Source organism: Qipengyuania xiamenensis (assembly GCF_019711495.1).
Classification (GTDB): Bacteria; Pseudomonadota; Alphaproteobacteria; order Sphingomonadales; family Sphingomonadaceae; genus Qipengyuania; species Qipengyuania xiamenensis.
In genome coordinates this window covers 305,652-319,451 of record NZ_JAIGNM010000001.1, presented here as the reverse complement: position 1 = coordinate 319,451, position 13,800 = coordinate 305,652, and the positions used below count along the sequence as shown (strand labels likewise).

Annotated in this window: 11 protein-coding genes; 2 read left to right on the top strand and 9 right to left on the bottom strand. The window is 56.7% G+C overall.

Going from position 1 to position 13,800, the window contains the following annotated elements; translation table 11 throughout:
* Nucleotides 1–29: 29 nt before the first annotated feature.
* The 3 genes from K3165_RS01595 to K3165_RS01585 form a co-directional block, all read right to left on the bottom strand.
* Complete coding sequence (locus tag K3165_RS01595) at nucleotides 30–2,279, bottom strand: copper-transporting P-type ATPase (protein ID WP_221547123.1); 2,250 nt, start codon at nucleotides 2,277–2,279, stop codon at nucleotides 30–32.
* A 137-nt stretch (nucleotides 2,280–2,416) separates the two neighbouring features.
* Complete coding sequence (locus K3165_RS01590; protein WP_221547122.1) at nucleotides 2,417–3,637, bottom strand: DUF418 domain-containing protein; 1,221 nt, start codon at nucleotides 3,635–3,637, stop codon at nucleotides 2,417–2,419.
* A 577-nt stretch (nucleotides 3,638–4,214) separates the two neighbouring features.
* The gene (locus tag K3165_RS01585) at nucleotides 4,215–4,835 is read right to left on the bottom strand and encodes a hypothetical protein (protein ID WP_221547121.1); all 621 of its coding nucleotides are present in this window, start codon (nucleotides 4,833–4,835) and stop codon (nucleotides 4,215–4,217) included.
* A gap of 296 nt (nucleotides 4,836–5,131) precedes the next feature.
* On the opposite strand from K3165_RS01585, the gene K3165_RS01580 reads away from it, so the two are divergent.
* Nucleotides 5,132–6,946, top strand: a complete 1,815-nt coding sequence (locus K3165_RS01580) for a multicopper oxidase family protein (protein ID WP_221547120.1) — start codon at nucleotides 5,132–5,134, stop codon at nucleotides 6,944–6,946.
* An 819-nt stretch (nucleotides 6,947–7,765) separates the two neighbouring features.
* On the opposite strand, the gene K3165_RS01575 is transcribed toward K3165_RS01580, so the two are convergent.
* The 5 genes from K3165_RS01575 to K3165_RS01555 all read right to left on the bottom strand — a co-directional run bounded on the left by K3165_RS01575 (nucleotide 7,766) and on the right by K3165_RS01555 (nucleotide 11,585).
* Complete coding sequence (locus K3165_RS01575; protein ID WP_221547119.1) at nucleotides 7,766–8,980, bottom strand: LVIVD repeat-containing protein; 1,215 nt, start codon at nucleotides 8,978–8,980, stop codon at nucleotides 7,766–7,768.
* Nucleotides 8,981–9,234: 254 nt separating this feature from the next.
* On the bottom strand, nucleotides 9,235–9,861 hold the full coding sequence (prfH, locus tag K3165_RS01570) for a peptide chain release factor H (RefSeq protein WP_221547118.1): 627 nt from the start codon (nucleotides 9,859–9,861) through the stop codon (nucleotides 9,235–9,237).
* Nucleotides 9,858–10,967 (bottom strand): RNA ligase RtcB family protein, encoded by a 1,110-nt coding sequence (locus K3165_RS01565; RefSeq protein ID WP_221547117.1) that lies wholly within the window; start codon nucleotides 10,965–10,967, stop codon nucleotides 9,858–9,860. Before K3165_RS01565 ends, prfH begins: the two co-directional genes overlap by 4 nt.
* Nucleotides 10,964–11,440, bottom strand: coding sequence for a hypothetical protein (locus K3165_RS01560; protein WP_221547116.1), 477 nt, complete (start codon nucleotides 11,438–11,440; stop codon nucleotides 10,964–10,966). Before K3165_RS01560 ends, K3165_RS01565 begins: the two co-directional genes overlap by 4 nt.
* 1 nt (nucleotide 11,441) lies before the next feature.
* Complete coding sequence (locus tag K3165_RS01555) at nucleotides 11,442–11,585, bottom strand: hypothetical protein (RefSeq protein ID WP_221547115.1); 144 nt, start codon at nucleotides 11,583–11,585, stop codon at nucleotides 11,442–11,444.
* A gap of 460 nt (nucleotides 11,586–12,045) precedes the next feature.
* Here K3165_RS01555 and K3165_RS01550 point away from each other — a divergent pair, with 460 nt between their 5' ends.
* Nucleotides 12,046–12,255, top strand: coding sequence for a hypothetical protein (locus K3165_RS01550; protein WP_221547114.1), 210 nt, complete (start codon nucleotides 12,046–12,048; stop codon nucleotides 12,253–12,255).
* 142 nt (nucleotides 12,256–12,397) lie between these two features.
* On the opposite strand, the gene K3165_RS01545 is transcribed toward K3165_RS01550, so the two are convergent.
* Nucleotides 12,398–13,798: a pyridoxal phosphate-dependent decarboxylase family protein gene (locus K3165_RS01545; protein ID WP_221547113.1), complete on the bottom strand. Its 1,401-nt coding sequence runs from the start codon at nucleotides 13,796–13,798 to the stop codon at nucleotides 12,398–12,400.
* Nucleotides 13,799–13,800: the final 2 nt, after the last annotated feature.

The window sequence follows — 13,800 nt, the reverse complement described above, 5'->3', positions numbered from 1 at the left end:
CTGGGGTGGAAAGCGGACACGCCGGTCAGCTAGATGTTTATGCTCCTCAGCCGAAGAGAATTGGCCACAACCGAAATTGAAGAAGCGCTCATTGCAAAGGCGGCAATCATCGGACTGATCAGGATACCCATCACAGGGTAGAGAATTCCAGCAGCGACAGGCACACCCAGCGCATTGTAGAAGAGGGCGAAGAACAAATTCTGGCGAATGTTGCGCATCGTCGCCAGCGTGAGTCTTCGTGCACGAACAATGCCATCGAGATTGCCTTTCACAAGAGTAATCCCGGCGCTTTCGATCGCGACATCCGCGCCTGTTCCCATGGCAATGCCAACATCGGCTTGAGCAAGAGCAGGAGCGTCATTCACGCCATCGCCCGCCATTGCGACCTTGTAGCCCTGCTGCTGCAGATCGCGAACAATGCGCGCCTTGTCTTCCGGCAGCACATCCGCGCGCACGTCATCAATTCCCAGACGCTTGGCGATGGCGACAGCAGTGCGCTCATTGTCCCCTGTGGCCATGATTATGCGGAAGCCCAACTGGTGCAAAGCGGACAGGGCAGCGGGGGTGGTCTCTTTCACCGGGTCTGCCACGCTGATCATGCCAGCAAGCGCGCGCTCGATGGCAACGAACATGACCGTCTCACCTTCGTCCCGGCGCGCACCGGCCGCTTCTGCAAGTCTCGCTGGCTCGAGCCCCAGGTCCTGCATCAGCGCCGCATTCCCGAGCGCGACCGACTTCCCGTCGACGACTCCTTTGACCCCTTTGCCGGTTATGGCCTCGAACATCTCGGTATTCGAAAGCTGCAAGCCACGATCGTGCGCGCCGCTCACGATTGCCTCGGCAAGCGGGTGTTCGGAGCCGCGCTCCAGCGTCGCTGCGACACGTAGCAACTCATCCTCGGCGCTGCCTCCTTCCGAGATGACCGCGATGAGGCGCGGTTTTCCTTCGGTAAGAGTGCCCGTCTTGTCGACGATCAGAGTTTCGATCGTCTCGAAACGTTCCAGGGCCTCGGCATTCTTGATGAGTATCCCTGACTGCGCGCCGCGACCCGTCGCAGTCATGATCGACATGGGTGTCGCCAGCCCAAGTGCACAGGGGCATGCAATGATAAGAACCGAAACAGCCGCGATCAGCGCATAAGAGAGAGCAGGCTCAGGACCGAGAATTGCCCAGGCAATAAAGGCGATGAAAGCGACGCCGATCACTGACGGCACGAACCAACCGGCGACCTTGTCAGCATATTTCTGAATCGGGGCGCGCGATCGCTGCGCCTTTGCGACCATCTCGACAATCTGGCTCAGCACCGTGTCCGCGCCGATCCGCTGGGCTTCGATGATAAGGCTGCCCGTGCCATTGATGGTCGCACCGGTGACCGGATCGCCTTTCGCCTTCTCGACTGGAACGGGTTCGCCTGTGATCATACTCTCATCGACGGCTGAGTGACCCTCGATGACCCGTCCGTCGACCGGCACCTTTTCTCCCGGCCGCACGCGAAGGTAGTTGCCGACCTGAATTTCTTCGAGCGAAACTTCTTCCTCGCTGCCATCATCGTGAATGATGCGCGCTGTCTTGGATGCAAGATCGAGCAGCGCCCGGATCGCCTTACCCGTTCCCTCGCGGGCCCTGAGTTCCATTACCTGCCCAAGCAGGACCAATACGATGATTACCGCAGCGGCTTCGAAATAGACCGGCACATGGCCATGCATGTCTCGGAAGCCTGCCGGGAAAACTTCGGGCGCGAAGACTGCCGCAACGCTGAACAGCCATGCGGACACTACGCCCATGGAGATCAGCGAGAACATATTGAGGTTCCACGAGGCAAAAGACTTCCAGCCCCGTTCAAGGAAAGGCCAGCCGCACCACAACACCACCGGCGTGGCAAAAACCAGTTCCGCCCATTGCGCACGCCCTTGGCCGATTGCCTCACGGATCGCTCCAAGGCCGATCATCGGTCCCATGGCGATGAGCAAGACAGGCAAGGTAAGGATTGCTCCGATCCACAAACGACGGGTGAAATCACCCAGTTCCGGGTTAGGACCCTCTTCCGCTTGCGCCGCAGATTCGAGTTCGAGCGCCATCCCGCAAATCGGACATGGACCGGAGTGGGTCTGACGCACCTGGGGGTGCATCGGGCAGGTGAATACCGCCCCCTCGTAGTCCGAAGGAACAAGGTCGTACTTACCACCGCGAGCAGGCTCTCGATACCCGCCAAGGTGACCGCCCTGGCAACTGGCCTGATCGTGATGACCCGACCGGTTATGATCGGCGTCTTTGCTCATGCCGGCCTAGTATATTGGTCACATGGGATATTTGCCAGTTTCCGCAATCGGGTCGTTACCAGCAGGTCCGCTTTTGACACAGCGCCTGCTCGGTGAAGCTGTCACGAAGTGGGTGGAAAGCCGACGTGGCTGAAAATTTAGGCCATCGTCACTTTTGCTACCGGCCTCGGCGGATAGGTAAGGCGTCGCCACAGCCATTCGAGGGGCCCCTGCTTGTAGCGGGAAAGCCAGAGCCGGCTCCAGACTAGCATCAAGGCGAAAAAAAGCAGCCCAATGGCATAGGTCTCTGGAACCTTGAGCGTCCCCATCATCCCAAGTCCAATTCCGTAGAAAATGAAACCCATCACCACGCTTGTCCCGATATAGTTGGTGAGCGCCATGCGTCCCGCATCTGCAAGAAGGCGCCGGATCCGAGGTGTATAAGGAATAATCAAGAGAAACGCGGCCGCATAAGCGAAACCGAGTGGCGCAGTGCCCAATAGCGACGACCAGTGCGACTGTTGGTGCGGCATCTGTTCTGCATATACGATGCCGCAAGGCACACCTATGGCAAGGCCGATCAGCAGAACGCACCACAACAGCCGGCGTTTTCCGATCAGATTTCCACGCACGAGTTGCCGCCCGGCCCACATTCCCAAGAGCATTGTTCCAAGGACCTTAAGGAACCGCCAATCCTCGATACGACCAACAATTCCAAAGGCCCATTCAGACGCTGCGCGAGGCATTAATTCAGCAAGTCCTCCATTGGCGAGGTCGTTGAAGTATTCGCTATTCGTTATCGCAGTCCCGCCCGCTGCGACATAGATATTCATAGCCCAATCCCGCATGGGCGTCGCCCATTCAGGATTCTGGCTATTGACGAAAAAAACCAGGAGAGATGGAAGAACGAAGATCAATACTGCCGACGCCGCGAGCAGAACGCGATCGGTTAGAGGTCGGAAAAGGGGAAGCGTGAATCCGAGCAGCGCATAGAGCATCAATATGTCGCCCGGCCAGATTAGACAGATATGGATCAGTCCGAAAACCAGGAGCACGGCCATTCGCCTTATAAAGATGCGTCGGCCATCGGCACCACGCGCGTTAAGACGCTCAATTTGAAGCGAGAAGCCAAGTCCAAACAGCGCGGAGAAAATCGTATAAAACTTGCCGTCCAGGACGCCGTTAAAAACGGCCGCGAACTGCTGCTGGGTGACCGCTCCCATCAATTCTGGCACGCGTTCACCAGCGAACGGTATCCCAATCCAAACTGGCAGATTGGCAAGCAGAATACCAAAGAGTGCGAAACCTCTAAGCGCGTCGATCTCCGTGAAGCGATCAGATGCGCCAGCAGGTTCAATAAGACTGGCTATCTTCGTCAAATTGTCACCCCATCCCTAAGAACGCATCCTAACCATCTTAGGCGAGCAGTCTAGATTCATGATCGAGCGATGCCGGATGTCCGCAATCGGGTCGTTAGCTGCCCGTCCGGTCTTGGCACATCGTTAGCTCGGTGAAAGCGTCGTAAGATGGGGTGGGAAGCGGTCAACGCTCTGACCAACTGACATAGCAATCAGTGTCGATCATCGCGATAAGCGTTCGACCGTCTTTGCCTTCGAAGTAAACTTTCGCGACCCAACCGGTGCTATCGCCTGCTAACCGCGCCACATCAGATGCGAAATTCCTACGGTATGCCTGTGTTGATCGCTCAAGCATCTGACCTTTTTGCTCAATCGCAAGGGAAACTGATTGCGCAGGTGTCAAATTCCGACAGTTGGCATTCTGCGAACAGCCCGAAACGATAGTACAGAGAATTAAGCTCAGCAGCGGCAATGGGCGGGACATGGCTCACCTGTGCCCCCATTCTCTACTGTCCGCAATCGGGTCGTTATCTGACCGTCAGCTGTTGGCTCGCGTTATGCCCCGCAAATCAGTCACGAACTGGGTGGAAAGCCGACGCTATGCTTTCCCGGCGACTCCCAACAGCAATTGGTCGATTACCTCCCAATCGCCAATAAATTTGCCGTCGCTGGCCCAGAATTGGGCCATCTCCTTCGTGAAGCTCACTAAGAAATCAAAAATGTCCGAATAGTTGCGCAACGGCTCGCCGCTTTCTGCATTGAGGACAATAACGCAGTCGTCAGGCCCGCAAATCAATTCGTCCTGACGAATAAATGAGACACCTCCTATCCGGAAGAAACCCTGTTGATGCCACTGCGGTCGCACTGCCGCGAAGAGGCGGTTGCCTTGCTCAATACATATGGGAATCGGTCTGTAGGGGTCGCGACTAAAGTCCTTCACCAACCCATTGACGCTTACCTGGCCCTCGAAGAGCCTCAATCCATTCGTGAGTCCATAGAAGTCGCGTAACCGACGTGGAATTTGATGATCAATGACCGCTTCTAGGTCTTCCATCTGTGCTGAGCCTAGACCAGGATATAGGCGGTGCAAGTAAGCAAGATCGCCGTTTTGTGGCTGGTGGCATAGCAAGCGCACTTTCCCACTTTCGCGCAGATCCTCGTCGCTTGACCAACGGTCTAGCAAATTGAAAAGATTTTCGGCTGCGTGTGTATCAGTCATCAGGGGGCATCTGACAGGCCAGTTCAATGTCCGCAAACGGGTCGTTAGCGGCCCGTCAGATCCTGGCACACCGCTAGCTCGGCAAATCGGTCACAAAGTGGGTGGTTAGCGGACATCAACGATAAACTTGGAATCTATGAAAATTGTACTTTCTGGGACAACTTCTCATGGAAATTTAAGGATGTTGTCGATCTAGGATTGGAGGGCTGTCCGCACGCGCCCCTTTTTACAAGACTTAGTCACTTCCGTTTGTTATCTTTTGGTCAGGTCGCCTGGAATTGCTGGGGGCGATCCTTATGAAATTTGCTGTTTCCGCACTGGTTGCATGTTGCGCTGCCGCGCCATTGGCATTGTCGGCGGTAGTCTACGCACAATCCTCCTCACCGCGCTATGAATTGTCTGTCGAGCGGATCAACAGTGAGGTTTACAACCCTTGGACCCAAAAGCTGGACACGGTGGAGGTACGCGCATTCCAAGGCGAAGGCGGCGAGGGATTGGTGGCTCCCGTCATGCGCGTTTCGCCTGGCCAGGTTCTCAGCTTGAAAGTTAACAATAAACTTGAACCGTGTTCAGCGGTCCAGATCGCAGAATCCAAATGCTATAACTCGACCAATATCCACACGCATGGCCTGTGGATTTCGCCCAGCGGAAACAGCGATAACGTGATGCTGTCCATCGATCCGGGCGAACGGTTCGAATATGAGTTTGTAATCCCGCCCGACCATCCTGCCGGCACATTCTGGTATCATCCGCACATGCATGGTGCGACGAGCATTCAGCTTGGCTCCGGCATGGCTGGCGCACTGATTGTCGATGGCGACCGTGTTCCTACAAAAACCTCCCCTGGTGACATAGATATCCTGTTTCGTGATGCGGCGGGCAAACCGTTCGGCGAACAGATCATGGTCTTTTCCCAGATCCAGTATGGCTGTTTTGAAGCGGGCGAAGAAAGACCGCGTTTCAACAGGGACATTCTGCCATGGGATATGCCACCATGGGAATGCGAGGACGATGAAGTCGGCACTGTCGACAGTTTCAGATTGTTCAATCCGTTCCCGGAAATGACATCAGGTCGCCTGACCGGGGTCAACGGCAAAGTCCAACCCACCATTTCCGGTTTCGAAACGGGGCGTTTTCATCGGCTGCGAATGATCCATGCTGGCTTGCGCCGCACTGTGGACATGAGCATTCGCAAATTGGCGGATGATGCGCCTGATCTGAGGGACGTTCCCGGCAGCGATCACATCCAGTGGATCAACGATTATTGCACCGGTGAGCCGGTCGAGCAGTTTCATTTCGCTGACGATGGGCTTACGCGATATTCCATGCGGCAAGTCAACAGGTCCCGCCTTACCGCCGGCTCGCGGTATGATGCCTTGGCCTATTTCGAGGAGCCGGGTTCGTATTGCGCTATCAACAATAGCGTTTGGGGAGGGAATGAAGAGCAGCGGCGCATCCTTTCCATTTTCGAAGTGAGCGGTGAAGCTGCGCCGGTCGACAGCGTGTCCGACCTGCTGTCCGAAACCTTGATTGCAGCGGCCGCGCGAAAGATCGACGACGAAAGCGTTCGGGACATGATTGTCGCTGATCTCAAGGATGATTTTTCGCTCTATGCCTTTGCATGGCGCAAACCAGTCCGCGATGAAGAACTGACCGGCAAGCAAGAAGCGACCTTCAGCATTGTCGAGCACGAAGGCGGTGGTGCAACTTTAAGCATCGATGGGTCCCCCTATAAGCATGAGCGAGTCGACAGAACATTGACTTTGGGGGACGTGGAAGAGTGGGTGATCACCTCCATTCTCGGCTCCCACCCATTCCACATCCACGTTAATCCGTTCCAGATTGTCGGGATTGTCGATGACCAAGGGCGTGATGTTACCGTCGAAGGGACGGAGGCATACGATCCTGACTATGCTGGGATGCTTGGAGGCTGGCGTGATACGGTTCTGGTCAAAAGAAACTACCGGATAACCATGCGCACCCGGTACAGGCGCTATGTCGGGGACTTCGTGATGCACTGCCATTTTGCATCGCACGGCGATGAGGGGATGATGCAGAATATCAGGATACAGACACGAGGTGATCGAGCAGCGTCGATGATGCGCCATTAAGCCACATTGAAGGTCCCGATCGTGGTCACAATAAGACAACACTACCGTTCATGAGATCATCAAATCTGGTTGCAGAGCACGCGTCCGCAATCGGGTCGTTGCCAGCCGGTCCGCTTCTGGCACATTGCTAGCTCGACAAATCAGTCATGAAGTGGGTGGCTAGCTGCCATTGGCACTGAGGCCTGCCAATACTGTCGGGCCTCAATTACACCGTATCCAACGAGCAGCGGTCGCGGAATTCGCGCTCCAATCATCCCGTCGCCATCGGAACTCATTCGGCCCGTCGAACTCAACCCACCATTTCACGGGGTCTCCGTCTTCGGTTTGTCTTTTTTCACCTAGTATTTGAAGTTGTAACCCGCGCCGATCGTTGGTCAAGACGCGATAAGTGGTAGTGAAATCAGTGCCGAGCTCATTTAGGCTAATGGAGCGTTGATCGTCATGCGGCTCGAATTTCTGCCCGCTCGCGCAATCCATCTCCACAACATCCCCAGTTTGAACTCGCCAGAGCCCAGCCATTTGCTGAACCCAATCTGGATGTTCTGCTGGAGCTGGTGTCGAAGTGCAGCCAGCCAGCAGAGCGAATGCAGTGATCATTGTGGGCCAAAACGCCTTAAAACCTTTCATCCAGTTATCTCGAAATTTCGGAAGTATAGCCCCAGCATAAGCCATCTTATCGCGTCAGCAATCGGGTCGTCAGCTGCCCGTCCGGTCCTGGCACATCGTTAGCTCGGTGAAAGCGTCGTAAGATGGGTGGAAAGCGGACGTCGACAAAATACACGCTTGTCGTATTAACGCGGAAAAGCTGATGTGAAACGCTCAGCGAGAAAATACCGCTCCATGTGGTGCGCCTTCTCCTGTCCAGCCGTGCGGCCATGTCTGTTCGGCAAAGCTGAAGCCCGGTTCGCCGTCTTGACCCCGGAAATCTTCGTCAATGGTCAGTTCTCCGCTGTCTTCGTCGAGTTTGAGGACATGCAAGCGCTGGCCTGACCGCGATGTTGTAACGACCAGCCTGCCCGAGCCGGGATCCATTGCGGTCCAGTGCACCGCATAATCCTCGCCCATATCAAGACGCGAGACTTCGACTGGATTCTCTCCGTCTGAAATGTCCAGAACTATGAATGAATGGATGTCCGGAACTGCCTGCACCATGTAATTCCCCATGATGACGGGGACACCGCACCAGCTGCCCGGATATTGGTGAACCAGTTGCACCTTGGGTGACGCGGTGTCGATGTCGGTCACCCTTTGAACGCCGCACGACAATGTGAAAATGTAAACGGCACCGTCAGGCCCGATCCTCGGCTCCTGAGGCGAAATATGGCCATTGAGCCGCGGTCCGGGATCGAGGCGGTATGTTCCAATTAGCTCGAGATCGGACAAACGGAACAATTGATAAGTATTACTGGTCAGCAAGAAGTCGTCGCGCATTGGCGAATTGCTCACAACCACCCGATCAATATCCTCGATCACGGCCAAACTGTACGGCAGCAAGCCTTCGTCCGCGAACAATGGGTCAGCATTGCTCACCGAACGCACCAATTTGCCCGCATTGTCGATCTCTACCAAGCCCCCGCTGGTCGAATCCATTGCCATATGGCCATCATGATCGGCGTATTGGAAAGTCGCGAGAACATTACCGTTGGGCAATCGCGCAAAGCTGTGCAGCATGCTGAAACCGCCAAGGCTGGAGAAAGCGCCGATCTGGCGGGGCTGCAGTGGATCATTGAGATCAATCACTGCCGTGCGATTGCCACCGTGATCATTGGCGAACAAAATCCCGTTGGCAGACATTTCGTATTCGGTGTGATGGGCGCCCACGGTCTTGATGTCAGTCACCCCGCTGGAAACCAGCTTGCCGTAATTGGGAGAGTCCGGATCAGCATCAATAACAATGATGAAATTGTTGTCTGCTTTGGCTCGGTCGCCCACCCAGACAAACAACAAGTCGCCGCTCTCGGCTTGGGCATTGGACTGAATGGGAACGAACAGCGCCGAAAGTGAAACGGCGAACATCAAAAGCCGACGAAGCATGGCATTCTCCCTGCATGCGATCGACCCTGTAAGAGCTGCTTACGGGTTACATCGCTCGATGGCCATACATAAATCAGACGTCCGCAATCGGGTCGTTAGCTGACAGGCAGCTTTTCGACAAAAAGGTCCAATAGCGGACAGTCCGATTACGGCCCCATTTCAGTCATTCACGCTGAAGGACTTCGATCGGCAGCTATTGGGCCGAAAGGAGACTGTCCGTTTCTGGCCAAGAAGACCGATTTCCGGTCATTCACTTAGCGGCTTCGCCTCGGTTTGAACTTGGGACCGGCGTAAGTGCGCACTGGGTTTCCGCGCTCCAATTGCTGGTGAATTGACCACTGCTCTTGTCTCACTTGCTCGGTCGCGCTTGAGCGACGCTCTTCCAACACCATTGCCAATTTCAGTTTCGCCAATTTGCGGTTTGCGTGCTGTGATCGCTGTTCCTGTGCGGTTGCAACCAAGCCAGTTGGCCGGTGTATCGCGCGTACAGCGCTATCAGTGTTGTTGACGTGCTGTCCTCCAGGACCGCTTGCTCGCATCGCCTGGAAGTCAATGTCACTGTCGCGCAAGTCTGGCACGTCCTCTGGTACAGGCGCGAGCGCGACGCCAACAAACCAGTTGCGGCGCTTGTGCCTGGGGCGAAAAGGACTTTCGCCGATCCAGAGGATCGTTCCCGTCCGCTCCCTTACAAAGGCGAGCGCCCCATCTCCTGAGACGCGCATCAAAAGAGAGGCCGGTAGCTCGTCCTGAGCATCGAGCACTTCGCACGTCACACCGATCCTTGCGGCTTCGTCGGCAAAAGCCTTGGCCAGCTGCGCAACGACCCAACGGCATTCATCTGGGCCTTTACCGGAGGTCAGATGCAGTATCGCTTCTTTCATGACGCCCTCGTTTTGTAGCTGAGGAGAGGGCGAAGGCGGGCGATCACCCGGATCAGGCCCGTGGCCTCCAGATCGGCAATGACACTGGCAATATCCTTGTAGGCTTCCGGAGCTTCTTCAAAGATCAGGCGGCGGTCCTCGCAAATCACATGGCTGGACAATTTCGTGCGTTGCAAGTCAGCGACGCGATATCGGCGAGAGAGGCGCGCATGGGCATCCTTACGGCTCCATTTGCGGCCCGCGCCGTGCGCAAGCGAGCATAAGGCATCTTCCGCACGGTCGGGCACAGGCTCAACCAGGTAGCTGAAATCCCCCCGTGACCCTGGTATCACGACTAGACCGCAATCCGCTGGTGCAGCCCCCTTTCGGTGCAACCAGCCTTCGCGATGCCGTGTGACGCTATTATGCACGATGTCGAGCATGCATTTGCCAGACATGCCGAGGGCATCAAGAAACCGGCCAGCGATAACTTTCCGGTTCACGATCGCCCATGCCACGGCCTGATTGTGCCGCTGCAAATAGGCGTCAGCGTCCGGAGTCCCATCATGGAGACCGACCGTTCCATGCCTCGCCATTTGCTCTTGCAGGATAGCGTGTCCCAGCCCACGCGAACCGCTGTGAACCATCATCAGAACGCAATCATCCTTTAGGCCAAGCTCGGCAAATCGATCGGGCGCGACGACCTCCTCGATGGCCTGGAACTCAACAAAGTGGTTTCCGCCACCAATGGTGCCGAGAGCTGGGCTGACAAGTTCAGGCGGCAATCCCGCGTCGGCCAGTGCATGTGCTGCGGGTCCATCCCATGGCGCATCAAGACCGTGCAGCTTGCGCTCGATCTTGCCGACCCGGAACTTTCGCACAGCCAGGCTGGTCTCCCATAATGCCATGCCACAGCCGATATCGCTCCCGACAAGATGCGGCCAGATGCGCTTCTGAGACCAGAAAGCTGCGCCCACGGCGATCCCGTTGCCCGCGTGGAGATCGGGCAAGCCGACAACACGGCCCATGCCTTCGAGGCGGGAAGTGGCTTCGAGTTGATCAAGAGCCAAGGGATCGAAGCGAGCGGGATCGCGCGCGACAAGCTTAAGCGAACTTTCCTCGTTCATGCCCGCCCTCCTGCAATCTCGCCATTTGCCACAGGCAATCGCTTGGCTAGCAAGGCATAATCCTTGAGTATGCCATCCTCCGGATCGACGAAGAATTCGCGTCGCCTGAACCAAATGCCGTGGGCGCCGAGAACCTCCCCTTCGAACATCCACTCGCCGTGCCGTCCGATTGAGATCCGGGTGAGAACGAAATCCTCCAGGTGCTCGCGAACGTGCATCTTGACCGTGCTCCCCGTATCGAGGCGCTCACAAATCTCGCTGAAAACGTTGTCCCACGGTTTCCCCCTCCGGCTGCGCAGAAAGCGAACCAATGGAGCAAGGTTCTCATTGAGCGATTTTGTGTAGGGCGCGCTTTCGAAGGCGTGGCGCTTGTGCCCGATGTGCTTCAGCGTGCGATCTTTGGTCCTCTTTAATTTTGGCGACGCCGCATGGCTTGCGCCCCAGCGCGGTCGCTCGACGATGACTTTGAACATGTCAGAACGCATGGCGGCCCTCCATAGCAATGGAGGTCACCTTGCACTGCGCATGCAAAAGGCCTGGATTTGTGAAATGCGCAACGTTCAATCCGCTGCGAATGAAGATCAGGCGTGCTTGTCCGCCCGACAGGAAATTGCCCATGCAATATGTTCCTGAATATTATGGATCGGGAAATCGGTTGTGAGACGAACGATCACAGCTCGCATGATTTGCTCCTTTCCATTTTCAGAAACACGCCGGGATTGGCTGACGTGGTCGGTTAGAAGAATATGTCGGACTAATCAAGTTCTTCGGCGATGCAAGGTCGTTCCGACCGAGCCTGAAAGCCGATGTTGGTGACCAAGATGTCAACTGACTGGCCAATTTGGTGCCGACAGCGAACCGTCCGCTATTGACCCCTCGCGTCGAAAAGCTGTCTGTCGGCTAACGACCCGATTGCGGACGGTCTGCTTTCAGGCTGCGAAGCGCCTAAAGCAGACACTCCGCTTACGCATCGAGATTCTTCGGTTTTAAACACTGGCGGGTCTTTAAAAGCACAAATCGCATGCAATTCTTATGGAACTGCGAGACCCGGATTGAGTCCATGAGATGCTAGAACGACATGGGACTGGCGGAATGGCGAAGAGCAACCATACTGAGCGCAGAAGTCTGGACCTGCGAGTTGATTGCCCTTCGCTTCAAGTTCTGTGATCGTTCGATAGAAGGGATCGATCACGCCACATTTGCCTGTGTCACCACCATGGCGACGGCGCTGCTGATAGTAGTCATCGCGCAGATCGTGGCGGCGAGAGCCAGCTTCATTTTCTGTTGAATCGGGTTTTCGGTCTTTACGTACATTTTCATTCTCCAATGTTTGGCATCGCCGGTTCGTCGGCAACACGGAGAATATGGCTTGGCCGTGTATCACCCTGATATCGCATGGCCGGTTTTCTCGTTTCGATTGTTTCGGTTTCTCAGGCGGCGGCGCGCGAGATCGCTTGCCATGCAGCGGCAATCTCATCGACCATCGGTGCAACGTGGTCGGGACCAGTTTCGCCGTTGATGATCGAGAAGCGCAGCAGCTTGCGGCCCTGCCATTGAGCGGTGCGTACGAAATAGCGCCCGCTGGAGTTGAGCGCCTGCGCCACCGCTTCAGCCCCGTCGCAATGCGGGCTGTGGAACGCCACAGCGAGCTGGTTGAGGCACTGACGGTTGATCACCTCCACGCCGTCCAGCCGCCTAAGCGCCTGGGCGAGCAAGTGCGCCGCGTGGCAATGGCTTTCGATCATGTCCTCGATGCCCTTGCGCCCGAGGCTCTGCATCACCGCCCAGACCGAGAAGCCGCGCGCACGGCGCGAGAGTTCTGGGACATAGTCCGAATTGTTGCGCAGCGGTTCGCCTTCGGGGAGGTATCCCGCCTGCATCGACATGGCGCGGCGGTGGTACTCCTCATGCTTCACGATTGCGAAGCCGCAGTCATAGGGAATTTGCAGCCACTTGTGTCCGTCGACTGACCAGGAATCGGCCAGCTCCACGCCTTCGGCAATGCGCCGCAACCTTCGGCTGGCACGCACCCATAGGCCGAAGGCACCATCGACATGCAACCATGCGCCGTGGCGTTTGCACAGCGCGGCGAGGCGCGTGAAGTCGTCAAAGGCGCCCGACATGATGTGGCCCGCCTGTGCCAGCACGATCCGCGCGGGCGCATCGTCTTCGGCCATGGCTGCCTCGAGCGCGTCGCAATCATAGGTTCCGTCGTCCAGCGAGGGGATCCGGTGCAATTGGTCGCTGCCGAAACCGAGGTACCGCAGCGCAGAGTAATTGGTCACATGGGCATCGTCGGCAATGTAGATCGCCACTTCGGGACAGCCGTAAAGGCCCTTGCGCTCGAAATCATGGCCAGCGCGCTCGAGCACGCACAGGCGCGCAGCGGCGAGCGAAGTGAAGGCTGCCATGGTCGCACCGGTGGCGAAGCCGACCGAACTTTCGGGCGGCAGGTCTAGCACGTCGAGGAGGTATTTCGCGCTTGCCGCCTCGGCCTGGGCAGACGCAGGCGAAGCTTCGTAGAGGCAGGCATTCTGGCCCCAGGCCGCGGCCATCCAATCGGCGGCCACGCCTGCAGGATGCGAGCCGCCGATAACCCAGCTCATGAAGCCGGCATCGGTCATGCCGGAGAGGCCGGGACGCGCAGCACTATCGAGCGATTCGATCACTTCGAGTGGGTCGCGACCCCTGCGAGGAAGTGCGATGTCGAAACTGTCCCGTGCTGCGAGCGGAGCCTGGTGGGGATCAAGCGCTTGGTCGCTGTAGCGACCCCGTGTCGCCAGTTGCGCTGCCTTTTCGAGCAGGCGCTGAGCAATTTTCTTGTCGGGCAAGG

Bases quoted from the DNA above. Each gene is read 5' to 3' on its own strand.
- K3165_RS01595 (WP_221547123.1), bottom strand. From the start codon at position 2,279: ATGAGCAAAGACGCCGATCATAACCGGTCGGGTCATCACGATCAGGCC.
- K3165_RS01585 (WP_221547121.1), bottom strand. From the start codon at position 4,835: ATGACTGATACACACGCAGCCGAAAATCTTTTCAATTTGCTAGACCGT.
- K3165_RS01580 (WP_221547120.1), top strand. From the start codon at position 5,132: ATGAAATTTGCTGTTTCCGCACTGGTTGCATGTTGCGCTGCCGCGCCA.
- K3165_RS01575 (WP_221547119.1), bottom strand. From the start codon at position 8,980: ATGCTTCGTCGGCTTTTGATGTTCGCCGTTTCACTTTCGGCGCTGTTC.
- prfH (WP_221547118.1), bottom strand. From the start codon at position 9,861: ATGAAAGAAGCGATACTGCATCTGACCTCCGGTAAAGGCCCAGATGAA.
- K3165_RS01565 (WP_221547117.1), bottom strand. From the start codon at position 10,967: ATGAACGAGGAAAGTTCGCTTAAGCTTGTCGCGCGCGATCCCGCTCGC.
- K3165_RS01560 (WP_221547116.1), bottom strand. From the start codon at position 11,440: ATGTTCAAAGTCATCGTCGAGCGACCGCGCTGGGGCGCAAGCCATGCG.
- K3165_RS01555 (WP_221547115.1), bottom strand. From the start codon at position 11,585: ATGGGCAATTTCCTGTCGGGCGGACAAGCACGCCTGATCTTCATTCGC.
- K3165_RS01550 (WP_221547114.1), top strand. From the start codon at position 12,046: ATGGGACTGGCGGAATGGCGAAGAGCAACCATACTGAGCGCAGAAGTC.